This window comes from Streptomyces sp. NBC_01190 (assembly GCF_045039895.1).
Classification (GTDB): domain Bacteria; phylum Actinomycetota; class Actinomycetes; order Streptomycetales; family Streptomycetaceae; genus Actinacidiphila.
Genome location: NZ_CP108580.1, coordinates 5,820,729 through 5,842,100, shown reverse-complemented (window position 1 = coordinate 5,842,100; position 21,372 = coordinate 5,820,729). Strand labels below are relative to the sequence as shown.

Here is a 21,372-nt window from a genome sequence, read left to right as displayed (position 1 = left end):
GACACCCCAGAGGCCCCACCGGAAGAAAATCCGGTGGGGCCTCTGGACTTCCCCAGCAAGTCAGCAGGCTTGCTTCTCAGGAGGCTGCGCGGACCTGGTTGAAAAATTCCAACTATTGATCCCTTGCCCGCCTCAGCCGCTCAACCAGTGGGATTTGATTAGGTGGCCTCAAGATGAACTTATCCTTCTGCTCGTCAAAACAATCCAGATAGCCACTGACCCGATCGCCAACTTGGTAATTATCCCCAGCGTCAATGTATAGGGCGTCGATGAGCCCAACACGGGATAGCCCCAGGTCCACGATGATTCCCCAGCGAAAGACCGCCTCAATCTCACCATCGACCATCTCGCCAATGAGACGTTGCTCATGTTCGCTGAGCTGCTCGTTTGTCACTGCCCCACCAAACTTCGCGGATACTGGTTGAGCTTTCCGAACACCGTGTTCGGAATAGCAACCTCCACACCAGGAACGCCATTATGCGAGCCTATGTACTGACTGAAGTGCTGCTCAAAATCAGCTTTCGGTATCCTGATTTCAACGACACCGCCGTCGTAACCCCCACGACCGGCATAGTCGAGCGCAATAGTCTTCCCTTCGTCGGCGAGCCCGAAGTATGCCCGTCCATCCGGATACCCATTTCCAGATCCCGGGAAGTCGCTCTCGTGGAAGCCGTCCTTAAGCAGCCTATCCGTCATTCCAGTACCAGGCGCCTTGTAAATGGATACATCCGGGCAGCCATTGTTGTTATGCACAAGAACCGGGGTACGGCCTGCAAGTACATAGTACGTGTGGCACTCGACCCTGCTCTACCTGCGTTTTCGCAGGTGAGCGGGGTTTTGACGGTCCGTCGGGGTCCGTGGTTGTGCGCCGATGTGCGTGGTTGTTGCCGTCGCTACTGCCGTCAGCGGTCTAGACCTGTATGGCTACTTGAGGTGCTCGGCGAGGTCGTCCACGGTCCAGCCGGCCTGGCGGAGGATGGAGCGCAGGGTTCCGGGCGCGAGGGAGCGATGCAGGGGCGCGATGACGGTGCGGTCGTCCTTGCGGTACTTGGCGTGGCTGCCTCGGGTCGAGACGTGGCCGAAGCCCGCGCGCTCCAGCGCCTTGGCGATCTCGGCGCCGGACAGACCGTTGGGGACAGCGGGGCTCATGCGACGCGGACCTCGACCGGTGCGGTGATCACGTCGGTGACTTCGGGAGCGGGGGCGTCCTCGAAGTACAGCTCCAGCGCCTCGCGGAGGTTGGACAGTGCCTCCTCGATGGTCTCTCCCTGGCTGGTGACCTCGGCCTGGAGGCAGCGGGCCACGTACCACTCGCCCTCGTGGGTGACCGCGGCGGTCAAATGCAGTGCGTGCGTCATGGGCAAAGTCTGGCACGCCGGGCGAAGCCTGCTGCGGTATTCCGGCCGCCTGGTACGGCCCGCTCCGTGTGCGGATGCAGCCGAGGCCGATGCCCCGGCGGGCCGCGGGCCTGAGCGGGAGGGGGTCCCTCGTCGGTCGGGCAGCTTCGCCGGACCAGGGTTCCCCGGGGGCCGCCAAGGCTCACACTATGACGCTCGCGCCCCGGCCTTGGCGGCCCCCGGGGGTTCCTGGTACGCCTCCGGTGACCGGGCGACGAGGGACCCCCTCCCGCGACTTCGACCCCTCACCACGACGGAGCCGCACCCGCACACGGTCCCGCCGCCCCTCGGAGAGAGGGCCGGGGTCTGGGGCGGAGCCTCAGGTGGTTCGCTGTGCTGGCTGTTGCGCGCCCGGACCGGCGGGGCCGTCGCCAGCGGGGCGGAGACAGGAGCGGGCGGCGGCCCCGACTGGCCGGAGCGCGCGGGCCGCGCCAGCGGGTCGCCTTGATCAAGTAAAGAAACTCTGAACAGCTCGGCAGCTCGTCCCGTTTCAGTTCCCCGTGCCCGCGCCCCCTCTGCGACTGGCCCATAGGGCTGTAGACCCTTGCGGGCACCGCACAGCTTCGGTCATGACCCGAACGTCAGCCGACGGCCCAAGGCACTCGACTACAGGCCCTCCCTCTGGAACAGTCGCGCTCGCCGTTCAAGGAACTCCTCGGCCACCCCCACACCGGCGTCCCCGTCTACGCCCACATCCGGCTCCGCCTGCCAAAGGCAGGCCGTCGCCATCCACGGCGACGCCCTCCGCCATCCCGCCGAGAGCGCCACCGAGCCCGACGACGGCGACGAGCAGCCGCTTCGTGCAGCACCCGTCCGCTGGCGTTGCCGTCAACTACTGCCGTCGGACCGAAGTTCTGACGCTGGCATCTGCTGATACCTCGTCCCCATCGGCCTCAACCGCATACCCACCCTCCTACGCGCGATCCTCGCCATCACCAGATCCAATCTTGACTCGCCAAAGCGCCGATCGGAAGCGCTCATCGCTTTGCGCCCAATAGCAGCGAGCCATTTCGACGATCGAAGCGTATTCGACACATCCTATAACGGAGATCAGCGCAGGCCCCGCCAAGGATCCGTCCTCGTATGGTCGAGCCAACATAGCGACGCTTCCCTCGTAGCAATACCCCTGAATGAGCCAGTGATCCAGTGACTCCGAGAGAGACAGCGTTGCAGGATCGTGGAGTTCCTCTTCGGAAAGCAACGCCGCCAAGACGGTATCTGGATCTTCGGAAAGCAGGCTAAGTCTCTTATCCGAAAATCGCGGAAGGTTTCCCATTTCCTCGAAGGCTCCGTAGGCAAAGCTCGGATCAGCGCCACCGATCAATCGACCCCCGACGACCAACTGGAACCGGGACTCACCTGAAGTGACCACCGGGGCGACGAGAAGGCCGAATCGACCGTCGTTGGTCAAAAATCTCAAAACCTATCTCCTTCTGACTGAAATCGGAATATCGTCGTGAGGGATGGCAACCGGAGTACCGGACTTCGTTACCCCATTACTACTTCCACTGAAGTGCCACACATCGTCGGTGTGCTGGGAGTAACGGTAATACACGGCCTTTTTCCCAGATCCAATCTTGGTTCATCGCACCTTGCCGACCTGGACACTGTTGGCAAACTGCTCCTCCGCGTCAGCTGGCAGCACGCCTTTCGCAGGGTTATAGGGGTTCGGGCCGCCCGTCGGGTCGTGATGTCCTGGATTCTCGTAAGTGGGCCCACAGGTATTCGAGTTATGAACGAGTACCGGGACACTGCCCGCCAGCACATAGTACGTGTGCAGTTGTGCGACGGTGAGGTTCCACCGGTTGGCAGCGCCAGGGGTAGTGCGGAGTGACAGAACCTTGGCGTGGAGATTCTTGTCGGTGTTGAGGGCGTGCCCGGGCTTCAGCTTGCCCGCGGGTACCCACTGGTGAGTGGTGTCGTCCCAGAAGGGGTGCTTCGAGGTTGAGGTGACCCCCGGAGTGTGGACACAGGAGTTCATGCTGCGAGTGAGAGTTTAGCTGTCTTGTGGTGCTGCTGTTCGAACTCTGCCGGGGAGAGGTAGCCCAGCGCGCTGTGGCGCCGTCGGGCGTTGTAGTAGGTGAGCCACTGGAAGATCTCCAGCCTTGCCTGTCGCATCGTCATGAACAGTCTCCCGTACGTCGTTTCTCGCTTCAGTCCCTGCCAGAAACTCTCGACCAGGGCGTTGTCATAGCTCGAGCCGACCTTGCCCATGCTCCTGCGGACGCCGTGCCGGTGGCAGACCTGGGCGAACGCGGCCGATGTGTACTGGGATCCGCGGTCCGCGTGGAAGATCACCCCGGTGACGTCGCCGCCGCGGGCGTCGACGGCGGCCTGGAGTGCGTCGATGACGAGTTCGGCGCGCATGTGTGAGGCCATCGAGTGGCCGAGCACCCGGCGCGAGCGGATATCGATGACGCAGGCGAGGTAGAGCCACGCGGCTCCGACCTGTACGTATGTGATGTCGCCGCACCACTTCTCGTCCAGGGCACCAGCGGTGAAGTCCCGCTGCACCAGGTCCGGCGCCGGTGGCGAGAGCCGGTCCGGGACCGTGGTGCGCTTCTTCTTCCGCAGGTGGCGGCCGACGATGCCGTGCTTGCGCATCAGCCTGGCGACCCGCTTGCGGTTCACCGTGTGGCCGAACCCGCGCAGCTCGGCGTGGACTCGCAGGGCGCCGTAGGTCTCGCGGTGTTCGGTGTAGATCTCGCGGATCTCGTCGACCAGGGCGTCCTCCTGCGCCTGACGCCCGGCCCGCGCGTCGGCGCCGGCGATCCACCGGTAGTAGCCCGAGCGGGAGACTTCCAGCACCCGGCATATCCGCTTGACGCCGAAGATCCCGGCATGGCCGGAGATGAAGTCCCAAGCGGCGGTCTTCACTTCATCTCCCGGGCAAAATAGGCGGCTGCCCGGCGCAGGATCTCCCGCTCCAGCTGCCATTCCTTCTCGTTCTTCAGCAGCCGGGCGTTCTCCGCCCGCAGCCGGGCCAGCTCACCCTCCGCGTCGCCGGACGCGCCAGCGGCGGCCGACGGTGCGTCCGCATCGCGCACCCAGGTCCGCAGCGTCTCCGGGTTGACGTTCAGATCGTCCGCGACGTCCTTGAACGTCCGCCTGCCGGCCGAGGCCCGCCACAACGCGATCGCGTCGGACCGGAACTCCGCACTGTACTTCGAGGGCCGTGCCACAGAGATCTACACCTTCCAGGATCAACAAGATCCATTGTCAGGTGTGTCCACGCCGCGGGGGCCATCTCAGTTCGTCAGATCCCCCCGACCCATGCCCGAACCAACGAGCGACCGGTCAGAAGGTCACATGATCCGCCGGACACTCCCTAGTACTGCAACGGTCTTTGTTCTGATGTGTGGGCAGTTTCTGGTGGTGTGTGGCCGCGTCGTTTGTAGTGGCTGATGCGGGCTTGGAATTGTCGTCGGCGGCGCCAGCGTGACCAGTGCAGGACGTGGTCGATGAGGTTGGCGCGGGGCCGGGTCAGGCGGGTGGTCAGTCGCCGGATTTCGGGGAGGGTCAGGCCGATGAGCTGGGAGGATCCGTTTCTGCTTTCTCCGTGTCGAGCGCGCGGGCCCGCAGGACGGTCAGGCAGGCGTGGGCTGCCATGGCGAGGGTGATGTGGCGGTGCCAGCCGGGGTAGCGGCGGACCTGGTAATCGTCCAGGCCGCATTCCTGCTTGGCGGTTTGGAAGCATTCCTCGACGGCCCACCGGCTGCCGGCGACGCGGATCAGCTCATCGAGCGTGGTCTCGGCGGGGCAGTAGGCGATGTAGTAGGAGATCTCCTGCGGCCTGGCGATGCTGCGGCGGGCGATGACCCAGTGCCGGCGGTCCTCGCGGTGCCAGGGACGGACCTCGACCCTGGCCCAGTCGTAGACGCGTGGGCCGTGGGCGCCGTTGCCGCAGGAGCGGCGTTTCCACTTCTGCCGGGGCAGGTGGGGAAACAGGTCGTGGACCGGGTGGTCCATGGCCCAGCGGGTGACGACGGTGTCGTGGCGGGTGGTGGCCATGACGTGGAAGACATCAGCCTGCTCGAGTTCGGTCCGCCAGCCTTTGGAGAAGCCGTAGGCGGCGTCCGCGGTCACCCACCGGAACGGGATCTTCTCGGTGATCGCGCGTCGGACCATCGCTTTGGCGATGACGACTTTGGTCTCGAAGGCGACGTCGTCGCCGACGCCGGCAGCCTGGCAGCGTTCGCGGTCGTCCGTCCATGACGTGGGCAGATACAGGCGGCGGTCGATCAAGGTGCGGCCGCGTTCTCCGGCATAGGCGAGGAAGACACCGACCTGACAATTTTCTGTCCGCCCCGCGGTGCCCGAATATTGGCGTTGGACGCCGGCCGAGCGGACGCCCTTCTTCAGGAATCCGGTGTCGTCCACGATCAGCACCGCGTCCGGGTCGCCGAGGTGCTCCACGACGTAATCGCGGACGTCGTCGAGGACCTCATCGGCGTCCCAGTCGCACCGGTTCAGCAGCCGGTGCATGCGGTCGGGAGCCGCGTGGCCGGCCTCCTCCGCGAGCGTCCAGCCGTTTTTCCGCTCCAACGGAGCGATCAGCCCCTGCATGTAGGCCAGTGCCGACTCCCGCGGCTCCGACCGAGCGAATCGGTGCACGAACCGCTCGTGCAACTCGCCCAGACCCGCTGCCCACGTCCTGACCTCACCGAGTTCCCCACCCATAATCGGATCAACGACTGTCCTGGCCACCAGTCACACCAAACGCCGTTGCAGTACTAGGGGGGCTGCGGGCACCAGAACGCGGGAGGTCACGTAGGTTGCCTCCCGCTCCGCCACAGAGGCCCGCTCCTGCGGTCGGCACACCGGCACCGTCCGGCTGTCATGTGCGATCAACTGGTGTGCTACGCCGTGGGCGCTCCAGAGTCTCTGGGCCATCTGGCTGTCGCCAGCAACCGCAGGTATCCGGTAGGACTCGCCGTCGTTGGCGAACCCTGCCTCTGAACGGCACGACGCCATCAGGGCAAGTCCTAGCTGCTTCGCGGCCAACCGCACGTCTACCGGGCGACCGGCACCCAGGCCCGCAGAGAACTCGGAAGCCAGCTCCCGCAAATGCACCTGCCGCAGGGCTCTCACCGCACCCGGGCTGAGCCGCAGCCCTGATAGAGCGCGCTTCAGTCCCGGGTCTGCCAGTTCGGCGGAGCCTGGAGGCGCCAACCATCCTGCCAATCGCAGCGCTTCCCGTTCGTCCAACCCAACATTGCGAGCAACAGCCACAGCGGTATCGAATGAGGGCATGGCGAGGAGGCCGTTCTCGATTCGCGACAGCGTCGAATACGAAATCCCGGTCCCCGCCGCTGCGGCTCGAAGACTGAGGCCGGCCCGTTCGCGCGCCTTCCGGAGCGACGCTCCGAGTGGGCCATGGCTCGCTCTTCCTCTCACCCCAGAAGACTTCCACTCAACTTGAGCAGCCATCAAGCGGTTTGTATGTTGCGCAACAGCAACAAGCGGCCTTCGAGCGAAGGATCAGCGTTGCCACAGGTCACAAGCTTTTCAGCAGTATGACGGCCTCACACTTTGCTGCAACAAGCCCTGCACGTGTTGGCCATGAATTTTCTGCTGGACGGGATGCTGACGTGGTCAGAGCAGAGGGAGGGGACGGCTGGCGATCGACCGGAGTTGGTTGGAGCCGTCCATCGGGAAGTCGTTACGACCTTCACCGTTCTCTTGGGCGAGGTGGTCGGTGCACCTACTTTTCAGTGCTCGATCGTGCCTGGCAGTCACCCATCGCCAACGCCGCGGGCAGCACGAGGCTCAGCCAGAGCCTGAGGTAGAACAGTGTTTCCACGCGAGCGGGGGTGAGCCGGCCAGGGTCACGGTGTGCCGTCGCGAGGCGCGCCGGTCTCCGCGCCAGCGGAGGTGAATCGCCATCAATTTAGCCTTCGAGATGGAAAGCTTCGGTGATCTCCAACTTACTCGCCGACTTTCCCCGTTCCCATGTTCCTGGCCACCTGCCGGTGATCTCCTGCAAAGGAGGCCGCGAAGATCAACGCCCAGGCTGCACCGCCGATATTGCGTGCGGATCTCCCAACCTTCTCGAAGAATCCAGCAACCGCAGCCTCTACGACCGCAAAGTGCTCCAGCACGCTGACCAGCGATCCGGACCGTCGGTGTTCGGCTGGTGAACTCCAGACGGTCCGGTAGCGCACAGGCCAGCCCCCCTTGCACCGGCCGACAGAAAAAAGTCCCGGTACGCGCGGCAGAGTTTCTCCTCTCAGCCAGCTCTGATAGCACGTCTCGGCGAGACACCGGTTGCCAACTGGTCGATGCCGAATCGAGGGAGCGGGACCCTCAGGGGAGTTTGGAGACTTGCGCCTTGACGACTTCGATGGGGATGGAAGCTTCCTGGCCTGGGAAAGCCATCGCCTGGAACCAGGAAATCACGGAACCCTTCCGCACGACTGTATAGGCGAAAGGGGCTCGGACAGGATCCGTTCCGTTGTCGGTGACAACTTGGGTAATCCGGTACGCGATCGCATCATCGCCAAGCTTGGGAGCGGGCAGAACCTCGGGCTTCTCGAAGCTGATATCTGGGTCACCCGCGGACTTGTACGCAGAGCAGGCACGCAGGCCGGCTTCCAGATCCGGGAGCACCTTGGAAGCATCGGCACGCGAATAGGAGACCAGTGCCATCGACATCGTGCCGCCCTCTTGGGAGACTTTCTGAATAGACTCTTCCATAAGGGCTTGCTGTTGATAGTTACTGGCCATGTTGTCATTGTCCGCGAGGGGCTGACACACAGCCGGAGTGACCCGCGGCCGAGTCCGCACGTCTCGAAGGGAGACCTTGACCTCCAAGCCATCCGCGCCACGACCTAGTATCGTGCCGACCCTATACCCCGGAAGATCCTGCGGTCCGACAGCGGATCCCTCCAGATCACCCTGCCCCAATTCCTTAGATTCACCGGATGGGATGGTATTCACGGCCAACGGGGCATCCGCCGAGGCCGTTGCCGGCATAGACACCTTCGGCAATACATGTGCCTGACCGCTGGTTCCACTATCACCACACCCTGCGACCGCCACTACTGCGAACGCCGTGCATAGGCTAGCCCGCAATACTTGAACGCCCATAGCTCCCATTCTCAATTAAAACTCGCGCCCGCGACACATCATCACGCCGCAAGCGCGACAACCGAAGTTAAGACGGAACGGCTGTTTACTCGGACCACGACGAACTCTTAGGGCGAAAATCCTCCTCTTCTCCGATCCGAGCTTATCGAATTCATCCCGAGGCCAGATGAGCAAGAAAAGCACCCTTCCAAGCCTACCTGCTTGACGTCAGTGGTCAATTTTCCCGGCAAACTTCGGCGCGAGCACGTAGACGGGTTGAATATTCCGGCTGCTAAACCTGTGCGACTTGCTCACCCTCACGCTGAACCATTCCTGACAGGCGAAGCGGCGGGACCGGGCTGGAAGGCGAGGGCGCCACCCTCGCTCGGGACTTCAACACCCTGCTCCGCCGGGCCGCACTCTGCCGCATCCGGTTCCATGATCTGCGGCACTCGGCGACGACCCTCCTCCTCGAACAGGGAGTCGAACTCGTCGTCATCAAAGGGCTCCTCGGACACGCCCACATCGGCGTCACCGCCACCGTCTACACCCACGTCCGACTCCGTCTCCAACGAGAGGCCATAGACCTCCTCGGCAACACCCTCCGCAACCCCGACCAGCCCGCCACCCCGCCCGACGACGGCGACGAACCACCACTTCGTGCGGCACCCTTCCGCTGATGTTGCCGTCAACTACTGCCGTCACGGCGCCCAGAAGCCCCGCCAGTCAAGGCTGCCGCGGCATCGCCAACGTCGTGGGGCTGGCCCTTCCCAACGCTGTCGATGATCCATGTCCCAGAAACCTCGTCGGTGATTGAAAACAACACCACCGCAAATCCGAAGGGGGGGTCGCCTCGCGATAGATCGAGGTTAGCGAGTTTTCTCAGCGAGCGATCTCGCGCTTGCTCACCTGAAGGGCATACGACTTAGTCCGTGTGCACGTCGGTGGACCTCCAGTCCGTCTCCAGGATACTCCCCGGATATCTGTCCGGTTTCCAGCCGTCCGCCGCACAAAGATCCAGAAGGGCGTCGGTCACGCTCTCGGGCTTGATTCCTGTCCGCGCCTCCATATATTCCAGGAGCCTGTCCGGGTTGTCGACGAAGAGCGCGTGCTGGTCGACGACGGAAACCCAGAGCCGTCCATGGGCGTGGCTACTGGCCTCTTTGCCTGCTGCCTCTTCCGGTACTCCATTACCGTCGGGGCTCGGTTGCTGAATCCCGAGTAGCGGATTCGACCACCCCGAACCTTCAAAGAGCACGTCACCGTATACCTGCACCAGACTTCGGATCTTTTCGATCAGCGGGACAATCATCGGTGCATTCTCCGGCTCACTCGTACACAAATCCGCGTGCTCGGTGATCGCGGCACACAAATCACGTGCGGCGTCTCTCATTGAAGCTGGGCTCATGATCCCGTCAATTCTTCTACCGATGCCACTGGTAATGCCACGTCTCTAGGACTTCGCCACGATTGTTGTATACGTCCACATGCACGTGACAAGCGGTTGGGCTGCACTCCTCCCGAAACCTTGAGGAGGTGTTCTCGTTAACCTTCTCTCGAGCCTTCGCCACCGCCGCGTCCCGATCCTTGTAAATTCCCCCATCCAGATTTCGCTTGCTTGCCGCTTGTGGAGCCTTAGCACCACCGTTTCCATAGGGAACGCCGCATGTGTCTCCGGTGTTGTGAACGAGTACCGGCGTGGTCCCGGCCAGCACATAGTACGTGTGGAGCTGGTCGACGGTGAGGTTGTACATGCCCTCGGCGGGGCTGGCCAAGTGTCGGACCGCGACGACGCGGACTCGCTGATCGGTTGACGTGATCAGTGTGTGGCCGGGGATCAGTGCGCCCGCGCGCACCCAGGTGTGGGTGGTGTCGTCCCAGAAGGGGTGCTTGTTCGTGGTGTGGGTCGTGCTGGTCGCCCCGGACTGTTCGCGGATGACGACGTCAACGAGGTCGGAGTCGAGATGTAGATAAGTAGCTGTGACCAGCCGCGGGCCGACGTGCTGTCCGTCGTCGGGGTTGGCGGCCTCGACCTTGTCGCCGGGTTTGATGTCCTTGATCTGCTCCGGCTTGCCGTTCTCCATGAGGACTTGCGTTTCGGGACTGAAACTGCAGGGCCCGGCCGCGTCGCCGCCGCCTTGATTGAAACCGCCGAACTCACCTGGGACTTCGACGCCCATGGCCAACGCCTGGACGAAGTCCTTGGCGGCCTTTGCCACTTCTTCCTGCGCCTGGGCGTCGGATGCACACGTTGAGTGGTTGGTCAGGCAGTAGGTGGCCGCAATCGCCTTCGCTCCGGCGACATCGTGCATGTGGTGCAGGAGATACTTGTACGCCCTGCTGCATGCGGTTCGGCCGAAGCAGACGTTGTGCAGCTTGTTGTCCGGGAGGCCGCCGTGGACGGGGTCCCAATAGGACTCCCCGCTACCCCAGTTGCCGTTACTGCCGGACCAGAACCATCCCAGCAGCGTCTGAGCGTCCTTGACCGGCGGCGTCCAGGCGTTGGTCCATGTCGTGTCCTGATCTTGGCTGGCGTCTCCGGTGCTGCCCCCGCCGCCACCCCCGGTGCCACCGCCGGTGGACGGTTTGCTCGTGCCGCAGGAGTCGGTGTCGCCGCAGTGGTAGTTGTCCGCGCTGCCGCCGCCGGCCGGGCTGGCATCGCTGCTGCACGCCGAGTCGCCATTCTGTCCGCACTCGGAACGCAGTCCGGTGGGGTCGGAGTGACTGACCGGGTTGTCGCCTGCATAGTCATAGCCGTTGAGCTGTTCCGGGTCACCGGCTTCGAACTCGGGGTCAAGGCTGATGAACGCGCCGGTGTTGGCGTCGTACTCGCGAGCTCCGAGGGTGGTGAGTCCGGTAGTGGTGTCGGATGGCTGATTGAGGAAGCCGCGGTCGTCGAGCCACTGTGTGGTGGTACCGCGAGATGCGCCGTAGGGGGTGAACTGGCGCCAGGTCGGTGTCTGAGCCGTGGAGTCGAGGTAGAGATCGGAAGTGCCGTGGGGATCGGTTATCTCGAATGAATAGTTGGTGCCGGTTCCGGTGCGGACGACGGTGCCACCGCCGGGGAGTGGAAGGTAGCGGACACCGGTGGTGGTGTTGGGGGTTACCGCGGTATTGAGGGTGATCTCTTCGCCGGGGAGGTAGAGCGTTTTGGAGGTGGGGTCGACTTTGAGGAGGAGAGCGCCGTCGGCGTCGTAGATGTACGAGACCGTGGCCGTTCCCGTGGTGACCGACGTGAGCTGACCCGCGGAATCCCACGCAAGGGTCTGATCCCCCGCGGCCGGCGTGTCGCGCGTGGTCATGTTTCCGACGGCGTCGTACCCGTAACTGTCGCTCGTGACGGCTGCGCCGGTGGTGCTGTCGCCGGTCAGGGTGTGCGGCTGGTGGTCGCCGTTTCCGTCGTGGGCGTAGCTGGTGGTGGTGTCGATGCCGCCGGGGGTGGTGGCGTGCTGGTCCTGGGTATCGCGTTGCCCGGCGGCGGTGAAGGTCCAACTGGTCCAGTAAGCGCTGGAGGCGCCCAGGGGGTCACCGACGGTGGAGGAGTCGGCGCTGGTGGGAGCGGTCGAGCAGTCGTCCGCGACGCTTCCGGTCGTCCAGGCGGTGCTGAGCCGGTCCAGAGTGTCGTACCGGTAGCACTGGTTCTCGGCGGAGGCGGCGGAGCCGAGGCGGGTGGATGTCTGACGGGTAGTGTTGCCTGCCTTGTCGTAGTAGTACGCCTGCTCATCGACGAACGTGGTCGGGACGGCAGTGGTCCGGGTGACCAGTTGGTCGTTGAGGGCGCCAGTGTGGACGTCAAAGGCGTTGTTGACCGAGGCCTCGTTGTTCCCCATCCCGAGGACTTCCTGAATGGGGCGGCCATAGGCGTCGTAGGTGGTGCCGTCTGAGTAACCGTAGCTGGTATCGGACAGCCCCCTGGGCAGGTCGAGGTCCGTAGCGTAGGTGTGCAATACGGTTTCCGCAGGCAGACCGCCAGCTGCGGGATACACGTCGGTGTAGAGCAGACCGGTGTTGGTGGTGTAGGTGTGCTTGAAGGTGTACGCCTTGCCCAGCGTGGATCCTTGGTCCGCGGAGGGGATGGTGACGGTCTCGCCCATGGACTCGCCGAAGACGTTGAAGCCCAGTGACTGAGTGGTGTAGGCGTAGCCACCGTGGTAGCTGGTTGCGGTGGTGACCTTACCGACGGGGTCGGGCACGTTCGTAACAGCGTTGTCATTGTCGTAGATCCAGGAGGCGAGTTCGTTGCTCGGCGCCTGCTCTGCGGTGGTGGCCTTGTACTGGGCGGTCTTGCGGTTCAGTGAGTCGTAGGTGGTCGAGATGCTTTGGCCGAGAGCGTCGGTGCTCTGAGCAAGGTTGCCGTTGTCGTCGTAGACGTAACTGTGGCTTCCGGCATCCGGGTCGGTCGATGAGACCGCCTGGCCGAGCAGGTTGTTGACAGTGGTCCAGGTAGTGCCGGCGTGGGTGACGGTGGATTGCAGGCCGTGGCCGTCGTAACCGTAGTTCGTGGTGGAGGCGGTACCGCCGGTGGTGTACCAGATGCCGGTGAAGGTGTTCGCCGGCGTCACGACGGTCGGCCGTGACGTGTACTCCTTCAGTGCGGTGGTACGTCCGAGCGGGTCGGTGGTGGTGGCCTGGATGACGCCGCCGTCCGGTGGGATGACGGTAGTGGTATCTCCGTTGTAGACCGTGGTGGCGGTCTCCTGGGTGACGGAGTACTTCTCGGACTCGTCTACGACTACGCGGCCGAGTCCGTCGTAGGTGTAGACGTCCTGACTGGGGATCTTTGAGTCCTGGTCCGAGACGATGGCCAGAGCGGGCGGGTTTTTCGGGTCCCAGTACGCGTTGTTCTTCTTGCGGACCGTGCCCCGCGAGTCGAAGAATGACTCCGTGATCAGGCGTCCGCCCTGCGCGGTAGGCGCCTGGGTCTCCCGGACCCGGCCGAGTGAGTCGTAGAGGGTGACCGAGGTGGCGTAGCCGAGGCTGTTGTTCAGGGTGCTGGTGGTGGTGCCGGACCAACTGCTGGCCGAAACGGCGTAGACGTTGAGGGTGTTGGCGGGTGCGCTGGTGGGCCGCGAGTACAACCAGACGGCGGTGCCCCTGCCCAGAGCGTCATAGTGCGTGGTGGTGGTGATGTTGTTGACGTCAGTGGCCGAGGTCACCAGGCCGCGGGTCGTTGCGAAGACCACTGAGGACTGCTGCAACTTGGCGTTCTTGACCGTCTGCCCGGTGGTCAGCCCGACTGAGTTGACGGTGTAGCCGGTGGTGGTCTTGTTGCTGTTGCCGTCGTAGACATCGACGGGTCGGCCGTAGCTGTCGTAGGTCTGCCGCTGGATGGTCTGCCAGGTGAAGGCGCCCCCTGCGTAGTCCGACGCCTGACGGACCATGGTTATGTTGCCGGCCGTGGGTGCGGTGGCCTGGGGAAAGGTGGTCGCGAAGCTGAAGTCGTCGTAGAAGTTCTGGGTCAGCGACACGACCCGGTCCGGTCGGGACACGGCTGCGGGGACGGTGAGGGTGTTGTATCCGGTGGGGACGGAGGCTGGGCTGCCCTCGGTGAAGCCACCGCATGCGACCGAGTCGGCTTCCTCCTGAGCCACCAGTCCGACAAGATTCCGGGACGTGTTCGGAGGTGCGTAACTGGTGGTCGCGCACTCGTCGTACGTGGCATTCACAGGCACCGTGTGGGTATAGCTGCGCAACCGCAGACCGAAGGTGGGGCTGGCGTCGTCGGAATCGTAGGTGTCGTCGCGTTCGGTGGTCTGCCAGTGGGTGGTACCGCCGTCGGTCAGGGCCTGGCGAGTGAAGGTCTCCACCGGCACGGAGAAGTTCGCGGTCAGGGCCGACATACCGGTGCGGGTGCGTGTCGCCACCGGTGGCGACACCCAATAAGAGGTGATGGTGGAGTGGTCGACGGGGCCACCGTCGCCGTTGTAGACCGTGGTCTCCAGAGCGTTGCCGGCGAGTTGGTCGCTGTCGGTGTGGGAGCCGCCTTGGGAGTCCGTCAGCGTCACGTTGCGGGTGGAGGTGGCCGACAGCCAGTCGTCGTCCATACCCCGGTAGTAGCTGGTGACGGTCTTGGTCTGCGGATCGTTGGCGACGTCCCCGACGAGGGTCTGGACCGTTCCGTATCCGCGGAATTGGCCGTAGGTACGGTACTTGGCCTTGACGACCTCATTGTCGTCGTGGTGCCAAGCCGCTCCTCCGGTATAGGTGTAGTTGGTTGACTTCACCTGGGCGCCACCGGTTGTGTCGGTTTCCAGGATCTGCTTGACGGAGTACTTCTCGAACCAGTCGAGGGTTTCTGAGGTGTAGTCCTTGGGGGTCCAGTACACCGGGTAGCAGGACTTGGTATTCGTGGACGGAGTCGCGGTGGCGACATAAGCCGGTGTACAAGGGTAGGGCGTGTCGTAGGTGATGCTGGTGTCGCCACCCATTTCGGAGGTAATGCCGGTGATCCGCCAGCGGTACAGGGCGGGGAAGTTGGAGATGTCGACCCGGTTGGGCAGGTCGGTACCCTCGAACTGAACCGTCTGTGCGCCGGTGGGCGCGGTCGGATCACCCGCGGTCGTGTCGTTGCCGGTGTGGGTGATCGACTGGAGCCACAGTGTGGGTGAGGTGCCATCGCCTGTGGGCGGCTCGCTCTCGGCGAGCTTGTACGTATCGACCGGTTGGTAGTTGGAAGGGGCGCCGGCCAGGTACTGCTCAGTGACGATGGAGTCCAGCCGCACCGTGGAGAAGAACGACGGGCCCTTGTTCGTGCACGTCACGCCCTGTGCGCAGTTCAGGTCGTACGGCACGTCCGGGTACTGGGTGGCGGCGGTTGTCTGCGACAAGGCGGCGCACGTGGTCAGGACGCACCGGGGTACGGCTTTGAGGACCACCTTGTCCGGGATGGTGCCGTAAGCGCCCCCATCACGGTACCCGTAGTCGATGTGGTCCAGGTAGGAGTCGCGAGTATAGGCGGTGTTCTTGGCTCCGTTGTCCTGGCCGTAGTAGTTGGTGGCCTGGGTGTAGTAATAAGACATTGCGTCGCCGTGTGAGTCGACGACGTAGTCCAGGTGCCATCTCGAGGCCATCGTGCACGCCGACGAGGTGAAACCGGCGGCGGAATAGCAGGGGTCTCCGGAGTGGGCGGAGTAAACCGGTTCATGATCTACGGAGTTGGTGGTGGGCTTTCCGCTGGTCCAGCCGGGAAGCTCGTTACGGCCGAACATGTACGTGGTGCCGTCGCGGTCAGCGACGGTCCAGTAGTCGGTGTTGTAGGTACCAGATCCGTTGCCGGAGTCGGTGAAATGCGTGACTTTCTCGCCGGAGTCGTCGGCGGCGACGAACGTCTTCGCGGCGGTGTCGTACACCAGCGACGTCGATCTTCCGTTCAACGACAGTGTCAGGATGTCGCCCGCGTAGCACGCGTCGGCAGTGGAGTCCGGGGACGCGGTGCTTCCCGCTGAGTCGCTGCAGGTCTCGAAGGTCCGCTCGATATATGAGTCGTTGGTCTGCCAGCCGTCACCGGCCCAGGACGCCTGAGCCTGGGTTGAGGAGGTCTGCCCGTCCACTGAGCCGGAGTCGTAGGAGAGAGCGACCGGAGGTTCCAGGGATGAGGACGCTCCCGGCAGCGTGATCGGGTAGTTGTACGTGAACGATCCGTTCGAACTCCCCGCGGTCCATGATCCCGATGGTTTGAGGTCATCCGCACCGTAGGTCCCCGCGTTGCCGCCGTCCCCAGTGGGTGATCCGGTGGCGATAGCCAGCACCATTGCGGTTCCGGTATGTGCCGGTGATGACGTTGCCGCGGCGGGTGCCGTCATCGCGGGCAAGGTGACCACGGCGGAGATGTTCTTACCGCCCGTGTCCTGACGGGTGACAAGGGAAGACTGGGTCCGGCAAGTGGCGAGCTGGGGTGTTGTCAGCGCGCAGGCCGGGAGTGCAACCAGGTGCAGCCGGTCGGCGTAGTTTCCGCCATAGGCCTGGGCGAAGTTGGCGTAGTCGAGTCCGACCCGCACACCGCCCGCGCTGGCGCCGGCGTTGGCGACGGTGAACAGGACACCGGACACACCGGCAGCAGAAGCCGCTTTGTGATCCATTACCCGTACGTCGAGTTGTCGCAGCGCGCTTCCGGGGTCGTTCAGCCTGGTCGCCTGGGCCCATACCGGGGTGCCCGAGATTCCGGTCCGAGTTCCCGCGGCCTGTCCGGCAGCCGGTGCCGGCAGTGTCGCGGCTCCCGATGCGGCAGAAGGCCACGACACGGCGTCCGCATGGAAGGGGCGGTTTGCGGCCTCCGAGGGGCGCAATCGTTTGGGGGTCAGGGTTTTGACGCCGAGCACCGGCGTTGCCCCGTGCGGCGCCGGCAGCGGCGCACGTCCGCTGGCCTCGGCGGCGGTGATCCCCGGCCCTGCCAGCAGTGAGATCGCGAAGGCCGCCGCGATCAGTACGCGAGCCCACCGTCCCTTCCACCAGGCCCGGTTACCTGGTGTACCGGCACGCAAAATGCCACGACTGAACCACATGACTCGGCTCACGCCGAACCCCCCACCCAAGAGCAACATCGGTCGATGACGCATCAGTTCGGCGACCGGCCTGATCATCAGCACGGCACGGCGACGACTATGACAGAGCGTTCACGAGAGACAACAGTAAGTTCAAGTAAAGAATTTTCCTTATAAACCCCATGTAATGATCAAATCTTGGTGGGTGAAATGAAGGAAATACCTCCAAGAGTGATCAACCAGGACCAGCACACCCTGCTGAGGCCTTGCGTCCTGGCCAGGGCGTGCGAGTCTCGTCCGGGCGCCGAGCAGGCCGCCACCACCAGCCGGTCAACGACCGCGGAAGTGCCAGGGGGGCACCTGTGTCAGGTTCCACACAAAAGAAATTCAGACGCGCGCTGCGGGTCGCGCTCGCGGGCACACTGACCGCCATCACCCTGAGCGCGACTCCACTGGCGCAGGCAGCCACGACGCACGCCACCTCGAAGAGCACGGGCACCGGATCAACGGGGCAGGCTGGGCAACCGCTGACCGACGCCGCAGCTTCGGCCAAAGCCCAGTCCACCGGCAACGCTGTGCCGATCGACGCCGACACCACACCGACACAGACGCTGACCGCCAACCCCGACGGGTCGTTCACGCTCGACCAGAGCGTCGAGCCGATCCGCAAGCGGGTCGCCGGAGAGTGGAAACCGCTCAACGCGACCCTCGTCCGCAACAGCGACGGCTCCATCTCTCCGGCAGTGACCACCAGCCAGCTCACACTGTCCGGCGGAGGAGGCGGTCCACTGGCGGTGATGAAGGCCCTCGGCAAGTCGCTGGACCTGACTTTGCCGGTCACGCTGCCCGCTCCGGCGCTCTCCGGTGCCACCGCCACCTATGCCAATGTGATCCCCGATGTCGACCTGAAGGTCACTGCCGACGCCCAGGGAGGCTTCTCCGATGTCCTGGTCGTCAAGACCGCCGCCGCAGCGGCCAGTCCGGACCTGACCAGCCTGAACACGCTGGCTGCCCAGGTCAGCGGTGTCACCCTCGCAACCGACAGCGCGGGCAACATCACCGCTGATGACTCCACCGGGGCGACCGTCTTCTCCGCGCCCGCCCCTCTGATGTGGGACTCCGCCACCCCGCCGCCCGCCGCGCCCGCCCGGGCGCAGGCCGCTGGCGCCACGACCGAACCGGCCGACGGCAGCGGGGAACCGGTCAACTCCACACCCTCCGCACCCGGTATAGCCGCGCACACCGCGCAGGTCGATTCCAACTACAGCCATGGCGCTATCACCCTGACCCCGGACTCTTCGCTGCTCACCGGCTCCGCGACGGTCTACCCGGTGTACATCGATCCCTCCTACGGCGCCGGCGGAACCCTGCAGGCCTGGACGTACATCGACTCCTACCGCTCCGACACCAGTTTCTGGAAGACCAGCGACACCGTCGGCCTGCGAGTGGGACGCCAGGGCTGGGACGCCCCCTACTACACCGGCCGGGCCTTCGCGCAACTGTCGGTCGACAGCCGCCTCAAAGGGGCGACGATCCAGGAGTCACATTTCTACGCCACCGAGACGTACTCCGCGTCCTGCACCCGCGAGCCCGTCGAACTGTGGACCACCGGGGGCATCTCCTCAGCCACCACCTGGGACCACCAGCCCGCGTGGCTCACCAAACTGGACGCGCCCGACGTGGCGTACGGCTGGTCGTCGGACTGCCCGGCCGCCTCGGTCGGTTTCGACACCTCCGACGCGATGAAAACGATCGCCAAGGCGTCGAGTCCACCGTCCTCGATCACTCTGGGGCTGAGAGCGTCTGACGAGGCGGACAGGCTTGGGTGGAAGAAGTTCGACCACGCCACCATGAGCATGTCCACCAGCTTCGACCGGCCACCCAGCATCCCCTCTAAGCCGCACACCTCTCCTGCCACCAACTGCACCGGTGTCGTCACCACTGTCGGAAACGGCGATGTCGCCCTCTACGCGACCGTCTCCGACCCCGACGGGGGAACGCTGCCCAAGGTCTTTTTCCAGACGTGGAAGACCGGCACGGGAACCACCGTCGCGTCGGGCACGGTGGCCGCCGCGTCCGGAACCGCCCCATCGCTGTACATCCGCAAGGCCGTGCTGGACAGCGCGGCCGGCGGCTCGGTGATGGCGCTGTCGTGGAATGTGACCGCCAATGACGGATCGATAAGCGCCGCCTCGGCCTCGACAACCTGCCGGTTCAACTTCGATCCCACCGTTCCCGGCGCGCCGGACGTCACCGACTCCACCGGCGCTTCCTGCGGAGATTCAGCGAGCACCGCCGCCTACACAGTAGGCACCGCTGCCACCTTCACCATCCACCCCACCACCGGCTCAGCGCCGAGCAGCTACCTGTACCAACTCAACGGTGCTGCGCCGGTGTCCACCACCAAGACCACCTTCTCCATCAAGCCCACCCGCGGAACCGACACCCTCACCGTCACCGCGCTGTCGGCCGGCGGGAACATCGGCGACACCGCGGCATGCACCATTAGCGCAGCAGCACCAGCCACCGCTGTCGACGGCGACCTCACCGGCGACGGCATCGCCGACCTCATCACCGTCGGACACCAGAACACCCTTCCCCCGGGACTGTGGCTCGCGCGTGGCCAAGCCGGCACCGGCCACAACCAGGGGAACGGCCAGGTTCTGGCCGCCGCGACGAACATCGGCGCCGCCGGCACCGGCCTCGACACCTACGGGACGGCCAGCGACTGGAACGGCACCCAAGCCATCACTGGCCACTTCGCCACCGGAGCAGGCTTCAACGACGTTCTGGACTACAACCCCGCCAACGGCGTCGGCAGCATCTTGTTCGGGAGCGGCGACGGCTCGCCCCTCTCACCCACCAGCGGCGACCAGGTGAACGTCCCCAGTGACGCTTTTACGGTCGGCGGTGTCCACGCCTCCAGCGTCGCCAATGCCGGAAATCTGTTCAACACGGCCAACGGCTACGACATCACCGGCTTCCCCGACCTCATCCTCCGAGTCAGCGGCAGCCTTTACCTCCAGCCGGCCTTTCCCACCGCCGGCGCCTACAACAGCGGGGACGGCGCACAGGACCTGAGCGACACCAACCCCACCGGGACCGGCGACTGGACCGGCTGGACCATCACCACCAGCCTCGTCGGCGGACTGCCCGCAATGTTCGCCAGTTCCGCGGACGGCGACCACATGTACTACTACACCCCGGGCAACATGCAGGATCTTGCCCTCGGCAACACCCCGACACCTGTCGACACCCAGTCAGGGTGGGGCACAGCCCCATCGCTGCAAGCAGCCGACATCAACACCGACGGCATACCCGACATCTGGCTGATGGACAGCGATGAAGGCTCGGCGTTCGCCACCTACTTCGACGGGCACGCGTTCCACAACGGCAGCCAGCCGGGGCAGACCATCATCGCGGACACACACAACTGGAACCTTGACGACGCCGACAACGGCAGTGCCACCACCTCCGCCGACAACGCCGCCACTCCCCTGTCACTGACCGGTGCCGGAACCGGTTCACGCTGGGACGACGGCGACCTGTTCGACCCGCACCTGAACCTCGACGGCACCAGCAGCGCCACGATGACCGCCAACGCCGCGCTGAGCACATCCGCCAGCTTCAGCGTCTCGGTATGGGCCAAACCCAAAGCGCTCGGCGGAGTGGTCCTGTCCCAGGACGGCGCCCACACCTCGGGCTTCCTGCTCGGCGCCGACACCACCACCAAGACCTGGAACTTCTGCATGTCCCAGGCCGACACCACCACCACGGCCCGGGACTGTGCTCACGGCGGAGCCGTCCACCTCAACGCGTGGAGCCACATCACCGCCACCTACAACACCAGCACCAAACGGATGGCCCTATACACCGACGGCATCGAAACCGGCGAGTTCACCCACACTCCCGTCGCCGGCTTCACCGGCCACTTCACCGTCGGACGCCAGTTCAACCAGGGCGTCTACCAGTCCTTCTTCAACGGCGCGGTCGCCAACGCCGAAGTCTGGGCCGGCACCGCCCTGACCCCCGACCAGGCCGCAGTCCTGTCCGGCACCCCCGGCTACGTACTGTTCCCCTCCGACGACACCAACTACGCCAGCGGCACCGCCTGGACCACCGCAGCCGGCAAAATGACTTTCACCGCCGGCCAGCTCACCATCACCAAGACCGGCACCTGCACCACCAACTGCACCTGGAGCGTCGGCTCCGCGGGCCACACCGGCGCCGTCCTCACCCTGCAAGAAGACAACAACCTGGTCATCTACACGGGTCAGGCCCATACCCTGGGCACCTCCCTATGGGCTAGCAACACCCTCTCCACCCTTGGCAGCACCACCCTGTTCTTCCAGCCCGACGGCAACCTCGTCCTCTACGACGCCGACGGAACTGCCCTCTGGGCATCGAACACAGCCAACTGAGCACCT

14 protein-coding genes and 1 pseudogene are annotated in these 21,372 nt (G+C 64.6%); 3 read left to right on the top strand and 12 right to left on the bottom strand.

Going from position 1 to position 21,372, the window contains the following annotated elements; translation table 11 throughout:
* Window positions 1-112: 112 nt before the first annotated feature.
* The 9 genes from OG519_RS24645 to OG519_RS24605 form a co-directional block, all read right to left on the bottom strand.
* On the bottom strand, window positions 113-394 hold the full coding sequence (locus tag OG519_RS24645) for a hypothetical protein (protein ID WP_405587909.1): 282 nt from the start codon (window positions 392-394) through the stop codon (window positions 113-115).
* The gene (locus OG519_RS24640; protein ID WP_405587906.1) at window positions 391-753 is read right to left on the bottom strand and encodes a hypothetical protein; all 363 of its coding nucleotides are present in this window, start codon (window positions 751-753) and stop codon (window positions 391-393) included. Before OG519_RS24640 ends, OG519_RS24645 begins: the two co-directional genes overlap by 4 nt.
* 171 nt (window positions 754-924) lie before the next feature.
* Window positions 925-1,149, bottom strand: a complete 225-nt coding sequence (locus tag OG519_RS24635) for a type II toxin-antitoxin system HicA family toxin (RefSeq protein ID WP_405587903.1) — start codon at window positions 1,147-1,149, stop codon at window positions 925-927.
* Window positions 1,146-1,358 (bottom strand): type II toxin-antitoxin system HicB family antitoxin, encoded by a 213-nt coding sequence (locus OG519_RS24630; protein ID WP_405587900.1) that lies wholly within the window; start codon window positions 1,356-1,358, stop codon window positions 1,146-1,148. The genes OG519_RS24635 and OG519_RS24630 overlap by 4 nt, the downstream gene beginning before the upstream one ends.
* 952 nt (window positions 1,359-2,310) lie before the next feature.
* Entirely contained in the window at window positions 2,311-2,817 is a 507-nt protein-coding gene (locus OG519_RS24625; protein WP_405587897.1) for a hypothetical protein, read from the bottom strand.
* A gap of 162 nt (window positions 2,818-2,979) precedes the next feature.
* Window positions 2,980-3,378 carry a polymorphic toxin-type HINT domain-containing protein gene (locus OG519_RS24620; RefSeq protein ID WP_405587894.1) on the bottom strand — a complete coding sequence of 133 codons (399 nt, stop codon included), beginning with the start codon at window positions 3,376-3,378 and terminating at the stop codon, window positions 2,980-2,982.
* Window positions 3,375-4,579, bottom strand: a protein-coding gene (locus OG519_RS24615) for an IS3 family transposase (protein WP_405587891.1) whose coding sequence is annotated in 2 segments (ribosomal slippage) — window positions 3,375-4,339 and window positions 4,339-4,579 — 1,206 coding nt in all. Because the reading frame shifts where the segments join, the coding sequence is not laid out codon by codon here. The genes OG519_RS24620 and OG519_RS24615 overlap by 4 nt, the downstream gene beginning before the upstream one ends.
* Window positions 4,580-4,916: 337 nt before the next feature.
* Window positions 4,917-6,077, bottom strand: coding sequence for an IS701 family transposase (locus OG519_RS24610; RefSeq protein ID WP_405583131.1), 1,161 nt, complete (start codon window positions 6,075-6,077; stop codon window positions 4,917-4,919).
* A gap of 30 nt (window positions 6,078-6,107) precedes the next feature.
* Entirely contained in the window at window positions 6,108-6,827 is a 720-nt protein-coding gene (locus OG519_RS24605) for a helix-turn-helix domain-containing protein (RefSeq protein ID WP_405587888.1), read from the bottom strand.
* 485 nt (window positions 6,828-7,312) lie between these two features.
* Between OG519_RS24605 and OG519_RS24600 the strand changes: the two genes are divergently transcribed.
* A complete protein-coding gene (locus OG519_RS24600) occupies window positions 7,313-7,537 on the top strand; it encodes a hypothetical protein (RefSeq protein WP_405587885.1) in 225 nt (74 codons plus the stop codon).
* Window positions 7,538-7,703: 166 nt separating this feature from the next.
* Here the strand turns inward: OG519_RS24600 and OG519_RS24595 are convergent, their stop codons facing one another.
* Entirely contained in the window at window positions 7,704-8,123 is a 420-nt protein-coding gene (locus tag OG519_RS24595) for a hypothetical protein (RefSeq protein WP_405587883.1), read from the bottom strand.
* A gap of 722 nt (window positions 8,124-8,845) precedes the next feature.
* Here OG519_RS24595 and OG519_RS24590 point away from each other — a divergent pair.
* Window positions 8,846-9,145, top strand: a pseudogene (locus OG519_RS24590) (tyrosine-type recombinase/integrase); the annotation flags it as partial.
* 245 nt (window positions 9,146-9,390) lie between these two features.
* Here the strand turns inward: OG519_RS24590 and OG519_RS24585 are convergent.
* Both OG519_RS24585 and OG519_RS24580 read right to left on the bottom strand, forming a co-directional pair.
* Window positions 9,391-9,777 carry a hypothetical protein gene (locus OG519_RS24585; protein WP_405587880.1) on the bottom strand — a complete coding sequence of 129 codons (387 nt, stop codon included), beginning with the start codon at window positions 9,775-9,777 and terminating at the stop codon, window positions 9,391-9,393.
* A 112-nt stretch (window positions 9,778-9,889) separates the two neighbouring features.
* Window positions 9,890-16,513, bottom strand: coding sequence for a polymorphic toxin-type HINT domain-containing protein (locus OG519_RS24580; protein ID WP_405587877.1), 6,624 nt, complete (start codon window positions 16,511-16,513; stop codon window positions 9,890-9,892).
* A gap of 794 nt (window positions 16,514-17,307) precedes the next feature.
* Here OG519_RS24580 and OG519_RS24575 point away from each other — a divergent pair.
* Window positions 17,308-21,366: a LamG-like jellyroll fold domain-containing protein gene (locus OG519_RS24575; protein ID WP_405587875.1), complete on the top strand. Its 4,059-nt coding sequence runs from the start codon at window positions 17,308-17,310 to the stop codon at window positions 21,364-21,366.
* Window positions 21,367-21,372 lie beyond the last annotated feature (6 nt).